The organism is Methylobacterium sp. Leaf106 (assembly GCF_001422895.1).
GTDB lineage: Bacteria > Pseudomonadota > Alphaproteobacteria > Rhizobiales > Beijerinckiaceae > Methylobacterium > Methylobacterium bullatum.
The window spans coordinates 218,531-241,360 of sequence record NZ_LMNB01000031.1 but is presented as its reverse complement, the minus strand read 5'-3'; the positions used below and the strand labels follow the sequence as shown (position 1 = coordinate 241,360).

General features: G+C 67.4%; 19 protein-coding genes. 9 read left to right on the top strand and 10 right to left on the bottom strand.

Going from position 1 to position 22,830, the window contains the following annotated elements:
• Nucleotides 1-26 precede the first annotated feature (26 nt).
• Together aroC and ASF34_RS16645 are read right to left on the bottom strand one after the other, a co-directional pair.
• The gene (gene aroC, locus ASF34_RS16650; protein ID WP_018044427.1) at nt 27-1,130 is read right to left on the bottom strand and encodes a chorismate synthase; all 1,104 of its coding nucleotides are present in this window, start codon (nt 1,128-1,130) and stop codon (nt 27-29) included.
• 49 nt (nt 1,131-1,179) lie between these two features.
• Complete coding sequence (locus tag ASF34_RS16645) at nt 1,180-2,319, bottom strand: anhydro-N-acetylmuramic acid kinase (protein ID WP_200913312.1); 1,140 nt, start codon at nt 2,317-2,319, stop codon at nt 1,180-1,182.
• Between the two features lie 123 nt (nt 2,320-2,442).
• On the opposite strand from ASF34_RS16645, the gene tyrS reads away from it, so the two are divergent.
• A complete protein-coding gene (gene tyrS / locus ASF34_RS16640) occupies nt 2,443-3,732 on the top strand; it encodes a tyrosine--tRNA ligase (protein ID WP_056162541.1) in 1,290 nt (429 codons plus the stop codon).
• 403 nt (nt 3,733-4,135) lie between these two features.
• On the opposite strand, the gene ASF34_RS16635 is transcribed toward tyrS, so the two are convergent.
• Entirely contained in the window at nt 4,136-7,594 is a 3,459-nt protein-coding gene (locus ASF34_RS16635) for a YhdP family protein (protein WP_056162538.1), read from the bottom strand.
• Between the two features lie 167 nt (nt 7,595-7,761).
• On the opposite strand from ASF34_RS16635, the gene ASF34_RS16630 reads away from it, so the two are divergent.
• Nucleotides 7,762-8,229, top strand: coding sequence for a peroxiredoxin (locus ASF34_RS16630; RefSeq protein ID WP_056162536.1), 468 nt, complete (start codon nt 7,762-7,764; stop codon nt 8,227-8,229).
• Between the two features lie 124 nt (nt 8,230-8,353).
• Nucleotides 8,354-9,589 carry a M23 family metallopeptidase gene (locus tag ASF34_RS16625; protein WP_082494207.1) on the top strand — a complete coding sequence of 412 codons (1,236 nt, stop codon included), beginning with the start codon at nt 8,354-8,356 and terminating at the stop codon, nt 9,587-9,589.
• Nucleotides 9,590-9,616: 27 nt separating this feature from the next.
• On the opposite strand, the gene prfB is transcribed toward ASF34_RS16625, so the two are convergent.
• Nucleotides 9,617-10,745 (bottom strand): peptide chain release factor 2 gene (gene prfB, locus ASF34_RS16620; protein ID WP_147830138.1). Its coding sequence is split into 2 segments (ribosomal slippage): nt 9,617-10,675 and nt 10,677-10,745, totalling 1,128 coding nucleotides; the frame shifts between segments, so codons are not numbered across the junction.
• A 127-nt stretch (nt 10,746-10,872) separates the two neighbouring features.
• Here prfB and ASF34_RS16610 point away from each other — a divergent pair.
• Nucleotides 10,873-11,298: a ribosomal maturation YjgA family protein gene (locus ASF34_RS16610; RefSeq protein ID WP_056162530.1), complete on the top strand. Its 426-nt coding sequence runs from the start codon at nt 10,873-10,875 to the stop codon at nt 11,296-11,298.
• A 3-nt stretch (nt 11,299-11,301) separates the two neighbouring features.
• On the opposite strand, the gene ASF34_RS16605 is transcribed toward ASF34_RS16610, so the two are convergent.
• Nucleotides 11,302-11,622 (bottom strand): hypothetical protein, encoded by a 321-nt coding sequence (locus tag ASF34_RS16605; protein WP_043764740.1) that lies wholly within the window; start codon nt 11,620-11,622, stop codon nt 11,302-11,304.
• A 226-nt stretch (nt 11,623-11,848) separates the two neighbouring features.
• Here ASF34_RS16605 and ASF34_RS16600 point away from each other — a divergent pair, with 226 nt between their 5' ends.
• Nucleotides 11,849-12,142 (top strand): hypothetical protein, encoded by a 294-nt coding sequence (locus tag ASF34_RS16600; protein WP_018044437.1) that lies wholly within the window; start codon nt 11,849-11,851, stop codon nt 12,140-12,142.
• A gap of 86 nt (nt 12,143-12,228) precedes the next feature.
• On the opposite strand, the gene ASF34_RS16595 is transcribed toward ASF34_RS16600, so the two are convergent.
• The 3 genes from ASF34_RS16595 to ASF34_RS16585 form a co-directional block, all read right to left on the bottom strand.
• Nucleotides 12,229-12,441, bottom strand: coding sequence for a hypothetical protein (locus ASF34_RS16595; protein ID WP_018044438.1), 213 nt, complete (start codon nt 12,439-12,441; stop codon nt 12,229-12,231).
• A gap of 129 nt (nt 12,442-12,570) precedes the next feature.
• Nucleotides 12,571-13,788: an LL-diaminopimelate aminotransferase gene (locus tag ASF34_RS16590; protein ID WP_018044439.1), complete on the bottom strand. Its 1,218-nt coding sequence runs from the start codon at nt 13,786-13,788 to the stop codon at nt 12,571-12,573.
• Between the two features lie 107 nt (nt 13,789-13,895).
• Complete coding sequence (locus ASF34_RS16585) at nt 13,896-14,267, bottom strand: hypothetical protein (RefSeq protein WP_056162528.1); 372 nt, start codon at nt 14,265-14,267, stop codon at nt 13,896-13,898.
• A gap of 115 nt (nt 14,268-14,382) precedes the next feature.
• Between ASF34_RS16585 and ASF34_RS16580 the strand changes: the two genes are divergently transcribed.
• Nucleotides 14,383-16,185, top strand: a complete 1,803-nt coding sequence (locus tag ASF34_RS16580) for a PHA/PHB synthase family protein (RefSeq protein ID WP_056162525.1) — start codon at nt 14,383-14,385, stop codon at nt 16,183-16,185.
• Between the two features lie 200 nt (nt 16,186-16,385).
• On the opposite strand, the gene ASF34_RS16575 is transcribed toward ASF34_RS16580, so the two are convergent.
• Nucleotides 16,386-17,708, bottom strand: coding sequence for an OmpP1/FadL family transporter (locus ASF34_RS16575; RefSeq protein ID WP_056162648.1), 1,323 nt, complete (start codon nt 17,706-17,708; stop codon nt 16,386-16,388).
• Nucleotides 17,709-18,097: 389 nt separating this feature from the next.
• On the opposite strand from ASF34_RS16575, the gene ASF34_RS16570 reads away from it, so the two are divergent.
• The 3 genes from ASF34_RS16570 to bioB all read left to right on the top strand — a co-directional run bounded on the left by ASF34_RS16570 (nt 18,098) and on the right by bioB (nt 21,310).
• Nucleotides 18,098-18,982: a fumarylacetoacetate hydrolase family protein gene (locus ASF34_RS16570; protein WP_056162523.1), complete on the top strand. Its 885-nt coding sequence runs from the start codon at nt 18,098-18,100 to the stop codon at nt 18,980-18,982.
• Between the two features lie 212 nt (nt 18,983-19,194).
• Complete coding sequence (locus ASF34_RS16565; protein ID WP_056162520.1) at nt 19,195-20,187, top strand: DUF808 domain-containing protein; 993 nt, start codon at nt 19,195-19,197, stop codon at nt 20,185-20,187.
• A gap of 91 nt (nt 20,188-20,278) precedes the next feature.
• Nucleotides 20,279-21,310 (top strand): biotin synthase BioB, encoded by a 1,032-nt coding sequence (gene bioB / locus ASF34_RS16560; RefSeq protein WP_056162518.1) that lies wholly within the window; start codon nt 20,279-20,281, stop codon nt 21,308-21,310.
• 2 nt (nt 21,311-21,312) lie between these two features.
• On the opposite strand, the gene ASF34_RS16555 is transcribed toward bioB, so the two are convergent.
• Entirely contained in the window at nt 21,313-22,797 is a 1,485-nt protein-coding gene (locus ASF34_RS16555; RefSeq protein WP_082494206.1) for a sensor histidine kinase, read from the bottom strand.
• Between the last annotated feature and the right edge of the window lie 33 nt (nt 22,798-22,830).

The following is a 22,830-nucleotide window of genomic DNA, read 5'->3' as shown; positions in this document are numbered from 1 at the left end:
GGGCGGATGGGCTGCGGCGCGCCGGGTCACCCCCGCGTCCCGACCTGCCCCCGGTGACGCAGATAGTGATCGGCCAGCACGCATGCCATCATCGCCTCGGCGACGGGGACGGCGCGAATACCGACGCAGGGGTCGTGGCGGCCCTTGGTGACGAGGTCGACGTCACGATTGTTGGTCGTCACGCTCATGCGCGGCGTCAGGATCGAGGAGGTCGGCTTCACCGCGAAGCGACAGATCAGCGGCTGGCCGGTGGAGATGCCGCCGAGGACGCCGCCCGCATGGTTGGCGAGGAAGGTCGGCGCGCCGGCATTGCCGGAGCGCATCTCGTCGGCATTCTCCTCGCCGCGCAGAGTCGCCGAGGCGAAGCCGTCGCCGATCTCGACGCCCTTCACCGCGTTGATCGACATCATCGCGGCGGCGAGATCCGCGTCGAGCTTGCCGTAGATCGGCGCTCCGAGGCCCGGCGGCACGCCTTCGGCGACCACTTCGATGACGGCGCCGATGGACGAGCCGTCCTTGCGGATACCGTCGAGATACTCTTCGTAGAATTTGGCCGTCTCGGCATCGGGGCAGAAGAACGGGTTGCGCGCCACCTCGTCCCAATCCCACCGCGACCGGTCGACCGCATGCGGTCCCATCTGCACCAGGGCGGCCCGAATGACGATGTCGGCCGGCAGGACCCGCCGCGCGATGGCCCCGGCCGCCACGCGGGCGGCGGTCTCGCGGGCCGACGAGCGCCCGCCTCCCCGATAATCGCGGATACCGTATTTGGCGTCGTAGGCGTAGTCGGCGTGGCCCGGCCGATAGCTGTCGCGGATCTCGGAGTAATCCTTCGAGCGCTGGTCGGTGTTCTCGATCTCCAGGGCGATCGGCGTACCGGTGGTCAGCTGGACGCCGCCGGTGCGGTCGTCGGCGAAGACGCCCGACAGGATGCGGACTTGGTCGGGCTCGCGGCGCTGGGTGGTGAAGCGCGACTGGCCGGGCTTGCGCCGGTCGAGCTCCGCCTGGATGTCCGCCGCCTCGATGGCAATCCCGGGCGGGCACCCGTCCACCACGCAGCCGAGGGCCACCCCGTGGCTCTCGCCGAAGGTGGTCACGCGGAAGAGATGGCCGAAAGTGTTGTGCGACATGGTGGAAGACGCTCTAGCGCGGGTTTCGGCTGAGGGCAAAGCGCCGGGCTCATGCGTCCGGCCGCGCCAGCACCCCGCCGGTTATCGCCTCCCGCACGCCCGTCGTCGACGGGAAGGTGATCGGCAGGCCCGTCAGCGAGCGCACGGCGAGATGCGCGAAGGCCTGGGCTTCGAGATAGGCCGAGGACCAGCCGATGGCGTCCGCCGTCGTGATCTCGGCGCGCAGATGGTAGTTCAGGAGCCGCACCAGCTCGCCGTTGCGGGCGCCGCCGCCGGCGACGATCCAGCGCGTGGGGATCTCCGGCGCGTGGTCGAGGGCGCGTGCCACGGCGCGGGCGGTGAAGGCGGTGAGCGTCGCCGCCCCGTCCTCGGTGGAAAGCTGGCCGGCGAGCTTATGCGAGAACCAGTTGCGGTCCAGCGATTTCGGCGGCCGGCGGAAGAAGAACGGATGGGTCAGGAGCCAGGCGAGGAGCGGCTCGTCCGGCCGTCCCCGCGCCGCCGTGCGCCCGCCATCGTCCAGGGGCCGGCCGGTGCGCTCGCGCATCCAGTCATCGATGAGGGCATTCCCGGGGCCGGTGTCGAAGGCGATCACGTCGCCGTTGGAGGCGATGAGAGTGGCATTGGCGACCCCGCCGATATTGAGGATGCCGAGCGCACCCTCGAACCCGGCGGCCTTGGCCAGCGCCTTGTGGAAGACCGGCACCAGCGGCGCCCCCTGCCCTCCCGCGGCGATGTCCGCGTGACGCAGGTCCGACACCACCGGAATCCCGAGACGGCGGCTCAGTGCGGCGCCATCGCCGATCTGCACGCTCATGCGCTGGTCGGGGCGATGGACTACGGTCTGGCCGTGGAAGCCGATCACGTCGATATCGCTGGCGCTCAGGCCGTTCGCGGAGAGGAAGGCCTCCACCGCCTCCGCATGGGCCGCGGTGACGAAGGCCTCCGCCTCCGCGAGGCAGCCGGGCCGATCCTCGCGGGCGACCACCGCTTCGGAATCGGACAGCGCTCGGCGGAGCAACTCGCGATCCTCATCGGTGTAGCCGCGATAGCCGGTGGGGCCGAGGGGTTCGAGATAGCCGTTATGGCTGCGGACCACCTTCACGTCCTCGCCGTCGGTCTCGATCAGGGCGACATCGACGCCGTCGAGGGAGGTGCCGCTCATCAGGCCGATCGCCCGCATCATGGTCATGCCGTTTACGCCCCGTGCCTTCCGCGGTGAGCCCTGCTAAGAGCCGCGCATCACTTGACCTGCTGCTATCACGCCGGCGTTTCTCCTGTCCCGCGCCGCGACCAGTCGAATCCGGAACCCCGCATGTCCACCGCCACGCCGAACCAGCCCGAGACCTTCGCGCCGAAATCCGACTTCCTGCGGGTTCTGTCCGAGCGCGGCTACATCCACCAGGGATCGGACCTCGCCGGGATCGACGCGGCGGCCCTGGAAGGCCGACTGACGACCTATGTTGGCTACGATTGCACGGCGGCCTCGCTCCATGTGGGGCATCTGCTCTCGATCATGATGCTGCACTGGCTACAGGCGACGGGAGGCACCCCGATCACCCTGATGGGCGGCGGCACCACCCGGGTCGGCGACCCGTCCGGTCGGGACGAGTCGCGAAAGATCCTGACGCTGGAGCAGATCGAGGAGAACAAGGCCGGGATCCAGAAGACCTTCTCGCGGTTCCTGACCTTCGGTGGCGGCGGCAATGCTGCCGCCATGGTCGACAACGCCGAGTGGCTGACCAAGCTCAACTACATCGAGATGCTGCGCGATATCGGCCGGCACTTCTCGGTCAACCGCATGATGTCCATGGACAGCGTGCGGATGCGTCTGGAGCGCGACCAGGAACTGTCGTTCCTCGAGTTCAACTACATGATCCTGCAATCCTACGACTTCGTCGAGCTCAACCGCCGCTACGGCTGCGTGCTGCAGATGGGCGGATCGGACCAGTGGGGGAACATCGTCAACGGCATCGATCTCGGCCGCCGCATGGGCACGCCGCAGCTCTACGGGCTGACGTGCCCGCTGCTCACCACGGCGTCCGGCGCGAAGATGGGCAAGACGGCGGCGGGCGCAGTCTGGCTCGATGCCGGGATGCTGAGCCCCTACGATTACTGGCAGTTCTGGCGCAACACCGAGGATGCCGACGTGGCGCGGTTCCTCAAGCTGTTCACCCTTTTGCCGATGGATGAGATCGCCCGGCTTCAGGCGCTGCAGGGCGCCGAGATCAACGAGGCGAAGAAGGTGCTCGCTACCGAGGCGACGGCCCTGATGCACGGACGCGAGGCGGCTGACGCCGCTTCCGAGACCGCGCGCAAGACCTTCGTGGAAGGCGCCGTGGCGCAGGACCTGCCGAGCGTCACCGTCGCCCGCTCCGTCCTGGAGGCCGGTCTCGGCGTACTCTCGGCCTTCGGTCCCGACCACGCCAGGCTCGTCCCCTCCACCAGCGAGGCGCGGCGCCAGATCAAGAGCGGCGGGTTGCGTGTCAACGACGTGCAGATCAGCGACGAGAAGGCGGTGCTGACGTTGGCCGATCTCGGCCAGGATGGGGTGGTGAAGCTCTCCTTCGGCCGCAAGAAGCACGTGCTTCTCCGGGTCGAGTGAGGCGACGGGGGTAGAACCTCAAGCGCGGGTTTCGAAAGTGTGGCGCGTCTCCCTTCCCCCTCTGCGGGGGAAGGTGGCCCGCGCAGAGGGTCGGATGAGCGGAGCGCGTTGTTCGGAGAGATCGCCCCCTCTCCCGCTGGCGGCGCTACGGCATTCACATCGTTCGCGGGATGCGCCACCCTGCCCTCCTCCCCAGCGGATCTCGGGCCTGCCCGAGATCCGTCGAGCTTGTGGGGAGGAGTTGGAGGTGGGGGTGGTCGGGTGCCCCTCCTGCTGCTGCGGAGGCTGGCGAAGCCACCTCCACTCCTAACCTCTCCCCACAAGGGGAAGAGGGACGCGCTCTGCCTAAAAGAGCAGCTGCGTCAATTCAGTGGCCCGCAGAGGGAAGAAGCGGCCGGCTAGCTCAGCGTTCGGTTTCTCCGGCGGAGGTCGCGCCGGGAAAGCCGTCATTTCCTCCGGCGCTGAACAGACGGCGCAGGATGCCGGGCGCCAAAGCGGAGAGCGGGTTCACGCTCACATCCGGCTTGGACAGGCGGCCCGAGACTCGGAAATTCAGGGCGAACAGGCCCTCGTTGTTCCCGCCGCCGAGGAGTTGCCCGAACAGGGGGAGCCGCGAGACGACGTTGTTCAGCCCGTAGAGCGGGACGAAGGTGCCGTTGATGTCGGCGCGTTCCTTGGCCGTGTCGAGGTAGCCGCTCATGGTGAAGCCCATCGCCGCGTTGGAGATGGCGGCGTCGGTGAAGTCGACGCGGCTGCCGGTGCGGGTGAAGTTCGCCCGCAGGCGGTCGAAGCTCACGTCGTTGCCGGCGTTCTGGATGATCTGCTTGCGGCCCTTGGCATCGACGACCTCGCTGGTCGCCGGACCCTGCGCCATGATGCTCGACAGGGCCGGCTCGTTGCGCAGCGTGAAATCGCGGATCTGGACCACGCCGGTCTGCGGCCCGTCCCCGAGGGTGCTGCCGAGGACGAGGCGCCCGCCATACATGCGCTTGTAGATATCGACGAAGCGCAGGGTAGCCCCGGCATCGGTGGTCTCGATGTTGATCGAGGGATCGCCGCGGCCCGAGCGGGACACCACCGCCGAGAAGCCGGCTCCGTTGAAGCGGCCCTGCAGGCGGCCCGAGCGGAAATCCTTGCCCTTCATCGAGAGCTTCGCGCTGGCGCCGGTCAGGGCCTCGCCGTTGAATCCCGTGATGATGCCTAAGCTGATATCGGCCTCGATCTCCTTGGACTGGTCTCGGCCGCTTTCCTTGCCGGCCTTGCCCTCCGGTCCTCCGAGCGATTTCATGAAGGGCCGCGCATCGGCCACGGCCCCTTTCACGCCCACCTTGTAGAGGTTGCCGCTGCGGTCGATCTGGATGCGCATGTCGTCGCCGGGCGACAGCTTGAAGCTCGAGAGGTCGGCCCGGTCGAATTGCCCATCGCCATTGATCGCCGCCGTGCCGCGCGCGCTGGCGCTGCCGGCGTCGAGGACGATGTCGCGCAGGTCCATGGCCCCGCCCGGGCTGACCTCGGTCATGACGAAGCTGACGCGCCCCGGCTTGCCGGCCGGTTTGACGAAGCCCGGGATCAGGCCATCGATGGAGGCGCGGGACAGATCCGCTTCCATGCGGATGGGCGAGCGCGCCGGGCTGCCCTTTCCGATGGCGAGGTTGATCTTCAACGGGATCGGCCCGGCGAGCTGCGGCGCCACCGGCAGGCCTCGCCTCGCCCGCAGGGCCTCGTCGAGGAGGAGCGTGGCGTTGACCTCGCCCGGCGCGCCCGCCTTCGGCTGACGCAGGTCGAGGGTGAGCGGCGAGCCGAGCACCCGGCCGTCGCCCTTCAGGGTGAAACCGCCCCGTTCGTAGGTGACGGCGAAGCGGCCGTTCTCGAGCTTCTCCTTTCCGAAAGCCTTCTCGACGGCGAGGTCGCTCAGGGTACCGGTGAGGCTCACGGGCAGGTCCGGCAGGTCGGGGATGCGCTTGAGGTTCAGCGGGAAGTCGATGCGCAGGTCGGCGTTCCCCTTGACCGAGGCCGGGTCGATCTCGACCCCGGTGAGGTTCTTGAACATCTTGGTCTGGAGCAGGGCGACGAGGGCGTCCGCCCCGCCGCCGAGCTTGAGGCCGATCTGGGCGACGACGGTGTCCGGCGTGATCTTCGGGATCACGAAGGATCCGTCCGTGATGAAGAGCGTCCGGTCGTCCGGCATCTTGATGTCGGCGGTGACGCCGCGGATGTTCGTGGTCAGGCCCGTGATGGTCCCCGTCACCCGGCCGCGGCTCAGGGGGGGAGCGCCCTCGCTCACCGCCAGCGTCGCGTTGGAGACGGCGAAATCGATATGGATGGCGCTGTCCGGCATCGGCTCGCCACGCGTCGCGGCGGCGAGCTCGCTGCCGCTCATGTCCACGGTGATGTCGACCTTGTCCACGAGGCCGCCCTGGAGGTTGTCCACCAGATACTCGCGGGCGGGCGGAGCGATATGCTCCGGCCACAGGCGCAGGGCCATGCGCCCATCGGTATGGGCGGCGTTGATCTTCAGCGTAAGGCCGCCTTCATCCGCGCTGGTGTCTACCGTGCCGGTGACCCGGCCGGTGGCTCCGCCGGCCCCCGCCACGGTGAACTCGTCGATGGAGAGGCCGCCGTCGCGCCCCGTGACATGGGCCGAGAGGGCGTCGAGCTTGACCGGCTTGTCGGTCCTGGCGGCGCCGCGCAGGATCGCATCCTTGCCCGCGAGGGCCAGGGTCCAGGCCGTGGGGCCGCCCACCGGGCTCGCGGTCCAGACACCGGCGAGATGCACCGCGTTGCCGGCTCCGAGATAATCGATGCTGTCGAGGTTCAGGACCCGCTTGGCCTCGTCCCAACTGACCGAGGCGGTCAGGCTTTCGATGGTGACCGGGTTGAAGTCCTTCTCCTCGATGAGGAAATTGCCGTCGCTGGTCTTGACCGTCGCTTTCAGGGCCTCGACCCGACCGTTGTCGAGCCCGACCTCCGCCTTGGCCGAGACCTTCAGGTCGGTCTCGATCGGCAGTTTCGATTGCCCCGAGAGGAGGAGCAGATCGGTGACCGGCAGATCGTCCAGGGTGATGATGCCGTTGCGCTTTCCGTTGCCGCCCTCGTGCAGGTCACCGCCGAAGCGCCATTCCCCGTGAGGGCCGTCGATGCGCAACTCGAACACCCGCGAATCCCGCACCGCGTCGCGTCGGAACAGCCCGTTGACGTGTTCGAACACCCCACGCTGGCGGGCGTCGTCGTCGATCAGCGTCAGGCGCCCATTGGTGATCCGCGCCCGGTCGAGGGCTCCGACCACTCCGGCCGGATCGAGGACGATGCCGAAGATCGAGGCGATGGCGGCCGAGATCGGCGACGAAGTTCCCCGGGCACTATCGACGCTGGGCAGCGTATGAGGCTCCGCTGCGGCATGGGCCGGATCGGAACCGGCAAAGGCGATGGACCCGTCGCGGTGGACCAGGGCCGTCATCTGCAGGTCGCGGAACTCGATGGCCCTCGGCTGGACCGCGAGGCGCAGCAGACCCCAGGTATCCAGGCTCACCACCGCCATGGGAGCGCGCAGGACGAGGGCGCCGTCCGGGTTGTGGATGTCGAGGCCGGCGACCTGAAGCGCCAGGGAATTCTCGGAATCGAGCTCGATGGTGCTGTCGCGCAGGTCCACCCGCCAACCGGGGCCGATACTGCCCGCGATGGCCGAGGCCACGCGCTCGGACATGCCGTCGATGCGCAGGGGACCGTTGGTCAGACGCCAGAATGCCCCGGAAACGGCGAGCGTGAGGGCGGCCACGAGAACGAGCGAAAGCCATAGCAGCGGCCGCCGCCGCCGCCGAGGCGACCTACCCCGTCGCAAAGCTGTGGCGGTGTCCTGGTTCATCGATCCTTGAGCCGCTGGATCGGACGGGCCGCTCACGCTATCGAGCAGGTGTCCGGGATTCGGGGTTGCCTTGACCCGGCAATCTTTTGGTCCTCAGCCGAGGGGTCATGTGCCCCTCGATCAACGTCTCTTGTGGCACACTATCAATCGGCCGAAAGGAAGGCATCATGCCTCTCGACACCGGAGATCACGCTCCCGCCTTCACATTACCGGGCGCGGGCGGTGAGGAAATCAGCCTCGGCGCGCTCAAGGGTCGCAAGGTCGCACTCTACTTCTACCCGAAGGACGATACCAGCGGTTGCACCCTGGAGGCACAAGGCTTCAACGCCCTCGGCGCCGCCTTCGGGGAAGCGAATACCGTGGTGGTGGGCGTCTCCCCCGATAGCGTGAACAGCCACGATAAGTTCCGGGCGAAGTACGATCTGACCTTCCCCCTCGCTTCCGACGAGAGCAAGTCGATGCTCGAAGCCTACGGCGTCTGGGTGGAAAAGAGCATGTACGGCCGCAAGTACATGGGGGTGGAGCGCACCACCGTGCTCATCGACGGCGAGGGGCGCATCGCGCGCGTCTGGTCGAAGGTGAAGGTGCCCGGCCATGCGGAGGAGGTTCTCGCCGCGGCGCGCGCGCTGGCCTGAAGCCACTGCCGCGCGCGTCTCGAGGTCGACGTCTCGCGGGCGGGATTTTGCGCTTCGTTAACCCTGATCCCCTCCAATGGCGGGAGTTGGAGTGGGGTGGGCCCGGATGCGTTTTTCGTTTCCCATGATCGGTGGAATACGCCTGCCGAACGCGGGACAACGCCTCGTGCCGGCCCTCGTCTGTGGCCTCGCCATCGCCACGCTCTGGGCCGGTGCCGCCACATGGTACCTCGTGTTCCACGACGAGATCCTGGCCCGCTTCGTATCCCAGCAGACCGCCCTGCAATATGCCTACGAGGAGCGGATCGGAGCCCTCAGGCTTCAGCTCGACCGGGCGACGATGGAGCATCTCGCCACGCGCGAGGGATTGGTCGCGCGGGTGGCCGATCTGTCCCAGCGCCAAGCCGCGATGGAAAAGCGTCAGGCCCAGCTTTCGCTCCTCGCGAGCGAGGCAGGACACCCCATCGCGAGTGCCGGCCGGAGTGCGGCGGACGATCCCGCCGAGACCGGGGCGCTCGGTTACGCGGCCACGATCACCGACCCTGTCGCCAAAACTCCGGCCAAGCCTGCGCCAAAACCCTTTCCGACGCCCGACGCCTTCGAGTTGCGCTCACGGGACGACGCGCCCGGCCGGCAGTCCCTGCGAGAGACCGAGCAGGTTCTGGCGGGGCTGGATCGGCGCCTCGATGGTCTGGGCGCGCACCAGATCCGAACCCTGGACGCGCTCGGCGTGCGCGCGATCCGCGGCTCGCAGCGCCTGCGTGACATCGTCATCCGTGTCGGCCTCGACCCGCAGCGTTTCGAGCGCCAGCGCGAGGCGGGGATTGGTGGGCCGCTCGTGCCGCTCTCTGCCGATCCCTTCGGCATCGCGGTCGGGCAGGTCCGGCGGGCTCTGGGAGAGGAAGACCGCCTCCGCCGCATCGCATCCGCCCTCCCCGTGCGGCAGCCCCTGGCCGGCAATTACAGCCTGTCGAGCGGTTTCGGACCCCGTCTCGATCCGTTCACGCGCGGGCTCGCCCTGCATACCGGCCTCGACATGAAGGCCGAGTTCGGGGAAAGCGCGCGCGCGACGGCGGCCGGCCGGGTGACGGTCGCCGATTACAATGGCGGCTACGGCAACATAGTGGAGGTCGATCACGGCAGCGGGCTCGTGACGCGCTACGCCCATCTGTCATCCATCGCGGTAGGCGCGGGAGAATGGGTCGAGGCCGGAGCCGCCATCGGCCGTGTCGGCTCCACCGGCCGCTCGACGGGAAGTCATCTGCATTACGAGACGAGGATCGACGGCGAGCCCGTGGACCCGCAGCGCTTCCTGCGCGTCCTCGGCGGATCGGACGCGCAGTTCCTCGCCGCTAGATAGGAGAGCCCAACTGAAGGGAAGCGAGGACTAATCGATGTCCTCGACTTCGCCGGCCCCGCCATAGACGCGCTGAGCGAGCGACGCTTCCATGAAGGGATCGAGTGCACCATCCAGCACTTCGTCGGGATCCGTCGACTGGGTGCCTGTGCGCAGGTCCTTCACCAGCTGGTAGGGCTGCAGCACGTAGGACCGGATCTGGTGGCCCCAGCCGATATCGGTCTTGGCCGCGTTCTCGGCATTGGCCTTTTCTTCGCGCTTCTTGAGCTCGGCCTCGTACATCCGGGCGCGCAGCATGTTCCAGGCCGTGGCCCGGTTCTTGTGCTGGGATCGCTCCTGCTGGCACGCCACCACGATCCCGGTGGGGTTGTGGGTGATGCGCACCGCCGAATCGGTGGTGTTCACGTGCTGGCCACCGGCGCCCGACGACCGATAGGTGTCGATGCGGCAATCCGATTCCTTGATCTCGATGACGATGCGGTCGTCGATCACCGGATAGACCCGGACGCTGGCGAAGCTGGTATGGCGCCGCGCGCTCGAATCGTAGGGAGAGATGCGCACGAGGCGGTGGACGCCGGATTCCGTCTTGAGCCAGCCATAGGCGTTGTGGCCCTTGACCATGAGCGTGGCGCCCTTGATCCCGGCCTCGTCGCCATCCGACCACTCGACGATGTCGACCTTGTACTTCCGGCGCTCGGCCCAACGGCCGTACATGCGCTGGAGCATGTTCGCCCAGTCCTGGCTCTCGGTGCCGCCGGCCCCGGCATGGACTTCGACATAGGTGTCGAGCCCGTCGGCCTCGCCGGAGAGGAGCGTCTCGATCTGGCGGCGCGCGGCCTCCTTCTCGACGGCGCGGATGCCGTTCTCGCCTTCGAGAATGGTGTCCTGGTCGCCTTCCATCTCGCCGAGCTCGATGAGCGTCGCGGCGTCATCGAGATCCTGGCTGAGCTTCTTGATCGCGCCCGCGGCGTCCTCAAGGGCGCCGCGCTCGCGCATGACCTTCTGCGCCGCCTCGGCGTCGTTCCACAGGTTGGGATCCTCGGAGGCTGCGTTCAGCTCCGCGAGGCGTTTCTCGACGGTATCCCAGTCAAAGATGCCTCCTCAGCAGTCCGATCGACTGCTTGGCGGCATCCGAGAGTTGTTCGATCTCGGCGCGCATCTGGTGTTTCGGCTCGTGGTGAAGGTACAGGGCTTAGCGTGTGAGCGCGGGTGATACCGAGACGCCCGCCCGGTGTAAACGGCGGCGCCCGTCTTCCTCTTCCCTTAGGTCCGGGACGGTCCCCCGCATGACGCCAGCCACCACCTCTCGACCCACGGGCCGCATTCGGTCGCGAGGGGGCTGTCTCGCGGCGGGTCTCGCCATCATCGTCGTGGGGCTGAGCCTGCGCTTCGTGCCCCTCGGTCTGCCGATGGGGATCGTCAAATACGGCGGTTCGGCCCTGTGGGCGGCAATGGTCTACGCCTTGGTCGCGGCGTTGCTGCCGCACCGGAATGGGCAGGCGATCCTCCTCGTGGCCGGTGCGATCGCCCTGGTGGTGGAGCTCTCCCGCCTCGTCCATACGCCGTGGCTCGACGCGTTCAGACTGACGCTCCCCGGCGCCTTGTTGCTCGGGCGGATCTTCTCGCCCTGGAACCTCGTCGCCTATGCCGCAGGCCTCACCGCATCTGCCCTCGTGGATCGGTGGGCCGGCCTCCGCGCGAAAGGCGGATAGGTGTCAGCGGCCGTAGGCGGGAGGCGCGACGCGTGCCGGGGCCAGGACGAACTCGTGCGGCCGACGGCGCCCGTTCAGCGGACCTTCCGTTGGCGAATCCTCGAAATAGCTGTTGCCGCTGAGGCCGAACCCGCCGCCATTCATGACGCTCGGCACCGGAATGGCGCGCGCATCGTCCGGGACGGGACGGCCCGTCGCCCGGTCTGTGGGCAGGATGTAGGGGCCATTCGCCGCCGTATAGGACGTTTGAGCAACGGCGCCGGAGGCGAGGGACAGGCCGAGGCCGATCAGGCCTGCGGCGGCGAAGGTCGAGAGATGCTGCACGGGTCGCTCCGTCGCGGTGTTCACATGCGGCCGCAGCCGCTCATGCCCTACCATGCCCCATGAGAGGTTGCCTGTCCGTGTCCTCGCCGCTCCAAGATCCATCTTTTTCGATGCCGGCCGGTCCCGCACGGGGGAGATGCTTCCCGATCCAGGGGGCAACCAGCCCGGATTCTCCGCGTTGAACCAGCAAGCGCAACCGATAAGCGCATTCAGCAAGGAGCCCACCATGACCGCCATCAAGATCTCCACCGCCGCCGCCGCATTGGTCGTTGCCCTGTCCGGCGCCGCCTTCGCGCAGACCGGAATGCCCGAGAGTCATGGCACGAACGCCGCCGGTTCGAAGTCGGGCGTGGTCGGCAAGGGGGACAGCATGGAGGCAGGCCCCGCCACCACAGGCACCGCGACCGCGCCGGGCGCCCGCACGGCACCGGGCAACGCCATGCCCTCCACTCCCGGCATGACCACCAACGATCCGAGCGCAGCGCCGCGGCCCGTCTCGCCGGCACCGGCCGTCCGCTAAGATCAGGGGCCAGCGCCTGACAAAAGAAAAAGGCCGGAGCGATGCTCCGGCCTTTTTCTATGGATGGGACGCCGTGTCCGCGCAGCTCAGCCCTTGGCGCGCAGGACGACCTGAGGCTCGCGTTCCACCGGCACGCAATTGGTGCGGACCGCGTTCAGGACGAGGGGCTGCGAATCGCAGACATAGCTGAGACCCGGATCCGGTGCGGGAACCGGATCACGCGCGACGATCGGGTTCGGCGCGCAGGCACCGGCCGATCCGGCCAGCAGCAGCGCGACGGTTAGGGTCAATCCGCGCATACGATCCTCGGTGGCAGGCGACATGGCGCGACCCTGCTCACCGGGACGGCATGTGACAAGCACATGAGAGGGGCTCGGGCCGCTTTGGCGCGACCTGTCTCCCCCCCGCAACATCACCGATGACGCGATTCAGCCCGCTTTCGTGAGCGGGACGACGTTGTGGAGCGTGCGGTCCGACGTCTCGAAGAAGCGGCGGATGTTGCGGGCCGCCTGGCGGATGCGCTGCTCGTTCTCCACCAGCGCGATACGAACGTAATTGTCGCCGTGTTCGCCGAAGCCGATGCCCGGTGCCACCGCCACGTCCGACTTCTCTAGGAGGAGCTTGGAGAATTCGAGGCTGCCGAGGCCCTGATACTTCTCCGGGATGGGCACCCAGGCGAACATCGAAGCCGACGGGCTCGGGATCTTCCAGCCGGTCTTGTCGAACGACTCGATCAGCGCGTCGCGGCGCTTCTTGTAGATCGAGCGCATCTCCACGATGCAATCCTCGGGTCCGTTGAGGGCGGCGGTGGCCGCCACCTGGATCGGCGTGAACGCCCCGTAATCGAGGTAGGATTTCACCCGCGTGAGGGCGGCGAGCAGGCGCTCGTTGCCCACCGCGAAACCCATGCGCCAGCCGGCCATGGAGAACGTCTTGGAGAGCGAGGTGAACTCCACCGTGCAGTCGATGGCGCCCGGCACCTCCAGCACGGAGGGCGGCGGCTCGCCGTCGAAATAGACCTCAGCATAGGCGAGGTCCGACAGGATGATGATCTCGTGGCGCTTGGCGAAGGCGACGAGGTCCCGGTAGAAATCGAGGCTCGCGACATAGGCCGTTGGGTTCGAAGGGTAGCAGACCACGATCGCCACCGGCTTGGGGATCGAGTGCTGCATGGCCTTTTCCACGGCCGGGAAGAAGGCCGGGGTCGGCTCGGCCGGCACGGAGCGGATCACGCCGCCCGCCATCAGGAAGCCGAAGGCGTGGATCGGGTAGCTCGGGTTCGGCACCAGCACCACGTCGCCCGGCGCGGTGATCGCCTGCGCCATGTTGGCGAAGCCCTCCTTGGAACCCAGCGTCGCCACCACCTGCGTGTCGGGGTTCAGGCTCACGCCGAAACGGCGCTTGTAGTAGTTCGCCTGCGCCCGGCGGAGACCCGCGATGCCCTTCGAGGACGAATAGCGGTCCGTGCGCGGCCGGCCGGCCGTCTCCACCAGCTTGGCGATGACGTGGCGCGGGGCGTCGAGATCGGGATTGCCCATGCCGAGATCGATGATGTCGGCGCCATTGGCGCGCGCCTGGGCCTTGATCCGGTTGACCTGCTCGAACACGTAAGGGGGCAGGCGCTTGATGCGGTGAAAATCGGTCATGGGCTTCACGGGGTCCGATGCGCCAATCGCATGATTCGCGCGTTCAAAACTGTCATCACTCTGACGTGGTCGACCTGTCTACCATCTCGGCGGCCCGGAGCCGACCGTTATTGTGCAGGCTGGATCTGGCCCGTGGCGCGGGCGGCGCTCTCGGCGGCACGGCCCTTGGCTTCGTTACGCCCGCGCGCGCCCATCAGATCGTTCTCGAGACTTCTGGTCCCCTCGGCGGTGCGGGCGCTGATGGGTCTGGCCGGTGCTGCGACGCCGACGGGCAGGTATTCGGCGTCGGTCTTGCGGGATTGCACCACGAAATCGGGCGCCTTCACATCCTTCGGCCCGCCCCCGGCGAGCGTATAGGCGCCGCGCATGGCGTTGAGGTCGCCGGAGCATCCTCCCGCGGCGAGAAGGCCGCCGAGGACGAGGGCCAGACGGGGGACGAAGCCGCACCGCCTGTGATTCCGTGATGAAGGCTCTGACATAATGACCTGAAACGTAAGCCGCGCCCTGGCGGAAAGTCGAGGTGCCGCGTTAATTTGTCGAGAACGAGGACGGTTCGGCCGGGCCGTCCCGCGGAAATAGAGGGGAAATCAACGCGTGACGACCGACAGGACGACACCGCTTCCCGATATCGACGCCTTGTCCCGCAACGCGACGTTGTTGATCGAGGAGTTCACCCGCACCGCCGGCGCCTACATGAAGCCGATCAGCCAGGCGGACCCGCTCGATCCCGAACTGGCCAAGCCTCCGGAAGAGGTCAACGACGTCGTCAAGACCCTCGGCACCGTGGTCGAGCGCTGGATGGTCGACCCGCAGAAGTCCCTCGAAGCCCAGAAGAAGCTCAGCGACGCGTTCATCACCCTCTGGGGCTCGACCTGGCATCGCCTCCAGGGCGAGGAAGCGTCGCCCGTGGCGTTGCCCGAGGCGAAGGACAACCGCTTCAAACACGCGGAATGGTCCACCAACCCGATCTTCGACTTCATCAAGCAGAGCTACCTCATCACCTCCCGCTGGGCGGAAGAGCTCGTCGACGAGGCCGACGGGATCGACGAGCATACGCGGCACAAGGCGCAGTTCTACCTGCGCCAGATCGTCGGCGCGCTCTCGCCCTCCAATTTCGTGATGACCAATCCCGAGCTGATTCGGCACACGCTGCAGGAGAACGGCGCCAATCTCGTGCGCGGCATGAAGATGCTCGCCGAGGACATCGAGGCCGGGAAAGGCCAACTGCGGGTCCGCCAGACAGATCCGTCCGGCTTCGAGGTCGGAGTCAACGTCGCGGTGTCCCCCGGCGAGGTGGTGTTCCGCAACGACCTGATGGAGCTCATTCAATACTCGCCGACCACCGAGACGGTGCTCAAGCGCCCGTTCCTGATCGTGCCGCCTTGGATCAACAAGTTCTACATCCTCGATCTCAACCCGTCGAAGAGCCTGATCGGCTGGATGGTGTCGCAGGGCCTCACGGTCTTCTGCATCTCATGGGTGAACCCCGACGAGCGCCACGCCGACAAGGATTTCGAGAGCTACATGCGCGAGGGCATCGAGGCGGCCATCGACGCGATCGGTGTCGCCACCGGTGAGAGCGAGGTGGCGGCGGCGGGATATTGTGTCGGCGGCACCCTGCTGGCGGTGACCCTGGCGATGCAGGCGGCCACGGGCAACAAGCGCATCAACAGCGCCACCTTCCTGACGACGCAGGTGGACTTCACCCATGCCGGCGACCTCAAGGTCTTCGCCGACGAGGAGCAGATCCGCAGCATCGAGGCGCGGATGAAGAAGCGCGGCTACCTCGAAGGCTCGGGCATGGCGACCGCCTTCAACATGCTGCGGCCGAACGACCTGATCTGGTCCTACGTGGTCAACAACTACGTGAAGGGGCAGACGCCCTCGGCCTTCGACCTGCTCTACTGGAACGCCGACGCCACGCGGATGCCGGCGGCCAACCATTCCTTCTACCTGCGCAACTGCTACCTCGATAACACCCTGGCCCAGGGGCGCATGATCCTCGGCAACGTCCGTCTCGACCTGAAGAAGGTGAAGGTGCCGATCTTCAACCTCGCCACCCGGGAGGATCACATCGCCCCCGCCATCTCCGTCTTCGAAGGGTCGTCGAAGTTCGGCGGCAAGGTCGATTACGTGCTGGCCGGGTCCGGTCACATCGCGGGCGTGGTCAACCCGCCCTCCAAGCCGAAATACGGGTTCTGGACCGGCGGGGCCGCCAAGGGCCGCCTGGAGGATTGGATTTCGGCGGCGACCGAGCACAAAGGGTCATGGTGGCCCTACTGGTTCGAATGGCTGGAAAAGCAGGCGCCCGCCCGTGTGCCTGCCAGAATTCCGGGAGAAGGAGGCCTCGCCTCCCTGGGGCCGGCGCCCGGAACCTATGTCCGCATGAAGGCGTGATCCGTCAGACGCCATTCGGCTCGAATGGCCAAGTCGAGAACGAGATCGTCGGTGGTCCCTGCGGCCGGATGATGGTTAGTCGGGTGTGTTTTTTTAGGATCCCCTTCACCTCATCCTTCGAGGCGGCTGTCGCCGCAGCTCAGGATGAGGTCGACGAGGGGAAGATCTCCACACTGCCTCGGTGTTCCGGCCGAATACCCTCAGAACTTCCGCACCAGTGGAGCGGGAGCGACCGGCGCCGATGGCGTGCCGAAGACGTAGCGGAAGCCCACCGAAACGATGTCCGCGCTGCCGCTCGTATCGGCGGCGAAGGGAATGTCGCGGAAGTTGTAGTCGCGGCCCGGACCGGCGAGGAGCTTCGAATCGCCCACGAGGAAGAGGTGAGAATAGGCGATGTTGAGGGTCAGCTTCTCGCTCCAGCGATAGCTGCCGCCGAGCGAGACGTTGAAGCGGTCGCTGTCGGGCAGCCGAACCGAGCGGTTCGAGAAATCGATGGGCGATTGTTCGTAGGCGAGACCGGCCCGGACGGTGAGGGCCGGCGACCAATCGTACTCGCCGCCGACGGAATAGGTGTAGCCGTCCTTGTAGTTCAGGGGCAGCGTGGTCGCGATGCCGCCGGTGGTGCGGCCGACGATGCCGACATCGCCGAGCCTCGACCAATTGTCCCACTCGAAACCGAGATTGACGCGGGCGACCGGGCTGACGGCCTGGGTCAGGCCGACGCTCAACTTCTCCGGCGTATTGAGGTTGGCGGTGACCTGCTGGCTCAGGAAGGCCGCCGGCCCCGGCAAAAGGAAGGCGCCTTCGATGTCGTGATGCACGGAGGAGCGATAGCCGACGCCCAACGCCGTGCCGGCCCAGGGGGTGATGAGCACGCCCGCCGTGAAGCCGACGCCCCAGGATTCTCCCTTGAGCGACGCGTTGGGGGCGATGAGCGGGCTGAACGAGAGCGGGAAGGCCTGGCGAAGGGTCAGCCGGAAATACTCGATGTTCGGCCCGGCGGCGATCGAGAGCCACTCGTTGACCTTGAAGCCGATGGTCGGGTTGAACGAAAGCGAGAAGATGCGGCTCGATCGTCCGTAGACTTCGCCGGCCCAGTCGTCGCGAGGCTTGGTCACGAGGCCGAAGGGAGCGCCGGTCTGGATGCCGATCCAGAGCCGGTCTGTGAGCTGGTAGGAGGTGGCGCCGGCCGGGATCACGGCGCCCTGGCCGATATCGCCGCTGCCGCCCAGCGGCGCGAACAATGGCGAGGTGCCGTCGGTCGGGGTGATCTTGGAGGAGAGGTTGATGAAGCTGAGATTCTGCTCGCTGACCCAGCCGGGGTTCATGGTGATCGTGGCCGGGTTCCAGAACATCGAGGAGACGCCGCCGGAGCCGGACGCGGCGCCCGCGAAAGCCTGACCCTGCGCGAGGGTGCTCTGTTCGCGGATGCCGAACGCGCCGGCCATGGCGTCCCCTGCCGTCAGGGTCAGGACGGCGGCGGAGAGTCCCGCCAGAGCCGTGTTGCGAATCGTCATGGCCATGTCCTGCTCCCGACCCTTGCTTGCGATGCTCGGATTTACCGCGGCGTGATCCCCGGCCGGCATCTTGAGCAGAAGAGTGCCGTTCTTGGCCGGTCTATGCAATCCATGTGCGGCAAAGTGTTAATCGTTTCATAAGCTGCGATTTACTTTGGCTATGCCTTCGCCGACATCGTCGCCCGTGTCACCGAAAGGCATCGCAGCGAATCGTTCACATCTAAACTGTTCGATTTACGTATCTCATATCCTGCAGAAAAATGCGTATCGCGCGGAATTTTCAAAGGGATGTATGAATTATGCAACATGTCTCTGTACGGTCTCGACACCTTGCCAGGGACGGTGGAGGGACCGATGTCTCGGGCTGACAATGGATCGAAGCGGAGCGAGAACCGATGAAACTTGTGCGTCACGGAGATGTGGGCGACGAGAAGCCCGGCTTGATCGATGCCGAGGGCGGGTTGCGCGATCTGTCGGGCATCCTGCGCGATATTTCCGGCGCGGCCCTCGCCACGACGTCATTGGAGCGCCTGCGCGCCATCGCTCCCGAGACGCTGCCGCTCCTCCCCGCGGAGACGCGGCTCGGCCCCTGCGTCGGCGGCACCCGCAACTTCATCGCGATCGGGCTGAACTATACCGATCACGCGGCGGAGATCGGTGCCGACATCCCGGCCGAGCCCATCGTCTTCAACAAGGCGCCCTCCTGCATCTCCGGCCCCAACGACCGGGTCATTCTGCCGAAGGGGTCGGCCAAGACGGATTGGGAGGTGGAGCTCGCCATCGTCATCGGCGCGCGCGCATCCTACGTCCATGCCAACGAGGCCCTGTCCTATGTGGCGGGCCTGTGCCTCTGCAACGACGTCTCCGAGCGCGAGTTTCAAATGGAGCGCGGCGGGACCTGGACCAAGGGCAAGGGGTGCCCGACCTTCGGTCCCCTCGGGCCGTGGCTGGTGACGCTGGACGAGATCCCCGACCCGTCCGCCCTGGACCTGTGGCTCGACGTGAATGGCGAGCGGATGCAGTCGGGCTCGACATCGACGATGATCTTCGGCGTCGCCCAGATCGTCGCCTATCTCTCGCATTTCATGATGCTGGAGCCCGGTGACGTCATCACCACGGGCACGCCCCCCGGTGTCGGGATGGCACGCAAGCCGCCCCGCTTCCTCAAGAACGGTGACGTAATGACCCTCGGCATCACCGGCCTCGGTGAGCAGCGCCAGGAAATCGTCGCCTTCGACGACTGGACCGCGAAGGTCGCCGCCGGCGAATCCACTCATTGAAACGGGGCGGGGATCGAAATCCCCGCTCGCTCGTCTCCTCTCCTAAGCGGGTTCGCGTTGGCAAGCCAACGCTTCACCCTTCTTGGCTCTTTGCTGTGTCGCAGGGTTTTGTCGCAGAACCGGGGGCCCCTTCTGCGAAACCTGCTTAGAGGCAGCTTGGCCGGTAAATCGCATCGCACGGCTCGGCCCCTGGTAGTTGGAAGGACCTAACCTTGAGCATCGGACTGATCGCCCTCCTCGATGACATCGCGGGGCTCGCCAAGGTCGCGGCCGCTTCCCTCGACGACGTCGCCGCGCAAGCCGCCAAGGCCGGTGCGAAGGCGGCAGGGGTCGTCATCGACGACGCCGCCGTGACGCCGCGCTACGTCGTGGGCTTCGCGGCCGAGCGCGAATTGCCGATCGTGGGCAAGATCGCCGTCGGTTCGCTGCGCAACAAGATGCTGTTCCTGCTGCCGGCGGCCCTGCTGCTGCAGGCCTTCGCCCCCTGGGCCATCACCCCGCTGCTCATGCTCGGCGGGGCCTATCTCTGCTACGAGGGCACCGAGAAGGTCTACGAGGCGCTGTTCCCGCACGAGGCGCATGCGCATGAGGCCAAGCTCGATGCCGATGCCGGGGACGGCGCGGCTCTGGAAGCGCGCAAGGTCTCCAGCGCGATCAAGACGGATTTCATCCTGTCGGCCGAGATCATGGCGATCTCCCTGGCCTCTCTTCCCGAAGGCAGCATCTGGACGAAGGCGATCGTGCTCGCGGTCGTCGCCATCGGCATCACGGTCTTCGTCTATGGCGGCGTGGCGCTCATCGTGAAGGCGGACGATGCCGGGGTCGCGATGGCGAAGAACACTTCGGCGTCCGTGTTCGGCAGCGCGATCCGCGGTTTCGGCCGTGCCCTGGTCAAGGGCATGCCGGTCTTCCTGCAGCTTCTGGCCATCATCGGTACCGCCGCGATGATCTGGGTCGGCGGCGGCATCCTCGTCCATGGTCTCGAAGGTTACGGCCTGCCCCAGGTCGCCCACGTGATCCACGACGCCGCTGCCGGCAGCGCGAAGATGGTGCCGCCGGTCGGACCCGTCGTCGAATGGATCGTCACCGCCATCGGCTCCGGCATTGTGGGCCTCGTGGTCGGGGCCGCGCTGATTCCGATCACCAGCTACCTCTTCGCGCCGCTCTGGTCGGGCCTGTCGGGGTTGCGCGGCAAGACGGCGTGAGGGGGCGATCCTGGCCGGCCTGAAGCCAAATGCATCGGGGCATGCGGCCGGCCCGGCTTGATTTTCCGGCGAAGATTCGCCTCATGGGGCCATGACTGACACCGTGGCCCCCCTCGCCCCCTTCCCCACCCCTTTGCCCGCCACCGAGATCCCCGCGATCCGGCACGATTGGATCGTGGCCGAGATCCAGGCGATCCACGACCTGCCGCTCCTCGACCTTGTGTTCCGGGCGGCACAGGTCCACCGCGCCCATAACGACCCGGCCGATATCCAGCGCGCCGCCCTGCTGTCGATCAAGACCGGCGCCTGTCCCGAGGATTGCGCCTATTGCCCACAATCGGCGCACCACAAGGGCACCGGCCTGCCGCGCGAGCGCCTGATGGCGGTGGACAAGGTGCTGAAGGAGGCCGCCGCCGCGAAAGCCGCCGGGGCCCATCGCTTCTGCATGGGCGCCGCCTGGCGCCAGCCCAAGGACGGCCCGGAATTCGATGCCGTCCTCTCCATGGTGCGCGGTGTCCGCGGCCTCGGAATGGAAGCCTGCGTCACGCTCGGCATGCTCACCCCGTCTCAGGCGGGCCGCCTCGCCGAGGCCGGGCTGACCTCCTACAACCACAACCTCGATACCGGCCCGGATTTCTACGGCGACATCATCTCGACGCGGACCTACGAGGATCGCCTCAACACCCTTCAGAACGTGCGCGATGCCGGGATCGGCGTCTGTTGCGGCGGCATCGTCGGCATGGGTGAGGGCGTGAAGGACCGCGCGGCGATGCTTCAGGTGCTCGCCAACCACGCCCCCCATCCCGAGAGCGTGCCGATCAACGCCCTGGTGGCCGTCGAGGGGACCCCTCTCGAGGACCGTCCGCCCGTGGACCCGCTCGATCTCGTGCGGATGTGCGCCACCGCCCGCATCGTCATGCCGAAGGCGCGTGTGCGTCTCAGCGCCGGCCGCAAGGGGCTCACCCGCGAAGCGCAGATCCTCTGCTTCCTCGCCGGCGCGAACTCGATCTTCTACGGCGAGCGCCTCCTCACCACGGCCAATAACGAGACCGATGCCGATGCCGAACTGCTTCGCGACATCGGCATCACCGTGCCGGGCCTGACCCTGGCGGCCGCGGAATAGGCTCAGGGCGACGTCGTCGGGCGGTCCGGGATCACGATCCGGAAGCGGGCGCCTTCCCCCTCCCCCGTCGGATCCAGCGTGAGAGAGCCGCCCTGAAGCTCGATCAGTTCGGCGGCGATCGGAAGCCCGAGCCCGGTCCCGCCCGCGCGCGTCGACCCCTCGAACGGCGAGAACAGGTTCGCCCTCGCCCGTTCGGGAAGCCCCGGCCCGTTATCCGCGATGAGGATCGTCACCCCGCCCGCCCCCGGCCGGCCGTGGCGCGTGGCCTCGATCTCGATCACCGGATCGAGCAGCCGCGCCTTGTCCGAACCGATGGCCTGAACGGCGTTGCGCACGATGTTGGTGAGCGCCCGCGAGAACTGGTCGGGATCGACCTCCACCTCGACATTCTCGTCGCAGGCCACGCGAATCGTCACCCGAGACGCGCCGTCGAGCCTGGACAGGTCGGATTGCTCGGCCAGGATCGGCGCGAGCTCGACCTTGCGCCGTTGCGGGACGGCCTCGCTCGCCCGGCCATACGCCAGCGTCTCCTCGCAGAAGCGGATCGCCCGGCCGAGAGTGGCGAGGAGGCGGGGGGCGATGCGCTCCACCGCCGGGTCCGACACGGATTCCAGCCGGTCACCGAGAAGCTGCGCCGTGGTCAGGAGGTTGCGCAATTCGTGGTTGATCTTGCTCACCGACAGGCCGAGCTCGGCGAGGCGGCGCTTCTGGCGCAGCTCGCCGGCCAACGCCGTCTCCATGCGGGCGAGCGCCACCTCCGCGTGACCGATCTCGTCGGTCCGGCGCGACGGCGTGATGATGCGGTCGCTCCCCTGGGGATCGTCGGCGAATTCCGTGATGTTGCGGGCGAGGCGCCGGACCGGGCGCACGATGATCCGCTGCAGCATCAGGAAGACGAGGCCGGCCACGGCCGCGGCGATCGCCAGCGACGAGAGCAGCAGCCGGTCGGCGAAGTCGATCAGCGCCTCGCGCAGGGGCGCCTCGTCGAGGAGGATCTCCACGAGGTCGAACCCGTCCCGGCCATGGCCGATGACCCGGACCGGGCCGTTGCTCACGGTGAAGACGGTGCGCCATGCCCCCCCGATGGAGGCGATCCAGTCATGGGAACGCAGGTCGACGAGGCCTGCGACCTCCGAGGGGATCGTGTCCACGGCAAGGAGGCGGCGCGTCCCGTCGCCGCGCACCGCGATGGCGCTGGCGCCGACCCCCCTCAGGAGATGGCGCGCGAGGTCTTCCGAGACGTGCTGATCCGGCGAGGCTTCGAGGACGAGGGCAGCGATCTGGGCGGCGGCGATGCGGTCCGACAGCCACATGCGCCGGTAGTTCGCCACGGTCGGCACGTAGATCAGGATCTCGACCAGGGCGACGAAGGCGATGGTCACGAGGAACAGCCGTCCCGACAGGCCGAGATGACGGCCGATTCCCGCCCGCGCCTCCGCCTCGGCGGGGACAGGCAGTTCCATGCCGGCGCGTGGCGTCGCGTCCATCACGGGGTTCCGATCATCCCTCATCCCGGGCTT

Bases quoted from the DNA above. Each gene is read 5' to 3' on its own strand.
- aroC (WP_018044427.1), bottom strand. From the start codon at position 1,130: ATGTCGCACAACACTTTCGGCCATCTCTTCCGCGTGACCACCTTCGGC.
- ASF34_RS16645 (WP_200913312.1), bottom strand. From the start codon at position 2,319: ATGACCATGATGCGGGCGATCGGCCTGATGAGCGGCACCTCCCTCGAC.
- tyrS (WP_056162541.1), top strand. From the start codon at position 2,443: ATGTCCACCGCCACGCCGAACCAGCCCGAGACCTTCGCGCCGAAATCC.
- ASF34_RS16635 (WP_056162538.1), bottom strand. From the start codon at position 7,594: ATGAACCAGGACACCGCCACAGCTTTGCGACGGGGTAGGTCGCCTCGG.
- ASF34_RS16630 (WP_056162536.1), top strand. From the start codon at position 7,762: ATGCCTCTCGACACCGGAGATCACGCTCCCGCCTTCACATTACCGGGC.
- ASF34_RS16625 (WP_082494207.1), top strand. From the start codon at position 8,354: ATGATCGGTGGAATACGCCTGCCGAACGCGGGACAACGCCTCGTGCCG.
- ASF34_RS16610 (WP_056162530.1), top strand. From the start codon at position 10,873: ATGACGCCAGCCACCACCTCTCGACCCACGGGCCGCATTCGGTCGCGA.
- ASF34_RS16600 (WP_018044437.1), top strand. From the start codon at position 11,849: ATGACCGCCATCAAGATCTCCACCGCCGCCGCCGCATTGGTCGTTGCC.
- ASF34_RS16595 (WP_018044438.1), bottom strand. From the start codon at position 12,441: ATGCGCGGATTGACCCTAACCGTCGCGCTGCTGCTGGCCGGATCGGCC.
- ASF34_RS16590 (WP_018044439.1), bottom strand. From the start codon at position 13,788: ATGACCGATTTTCACCGCATCAAGCGCCTGCCCCCTTACGTGTTCGAG.
- ASF34_RS16585 (WP_056162528.1), bottom strand. From the start codon at position 14,267: ATGTCAGAGCCTTCATCACGGAATCACAGGCGGTGCGGCTTCGTCCCC.
- ASF34_RS16575 (WP_056162648.1), bottom strand. From the start codon at position 17,708: ATGGCCATGACGATTCGCAACACGGCTCTGGCGGGACTCTCCGCCGCC.
- ASF34_RS16570 (WP_056162523.1), top strand. From the start codon at position 18,098: ATGAAACTTGTGCGTCACGGAGATGTGGGCGACGAGAAGCCCGGCTTG.
- bioB (WP_056162518.1), top strand. From the start codon at position 20,279: ATGACTGACACCGTGGCCCCCCTCGCCCCCTTCCCCACCCCTTTGCCC.
- ASF34_RS16555 (WP_082494206.1), bottom strand. From the start codon at position 22,797: ATGGACGCGACGCCACGCGCCGGCATGGAACTGCCTGTCCCCGCCGAG.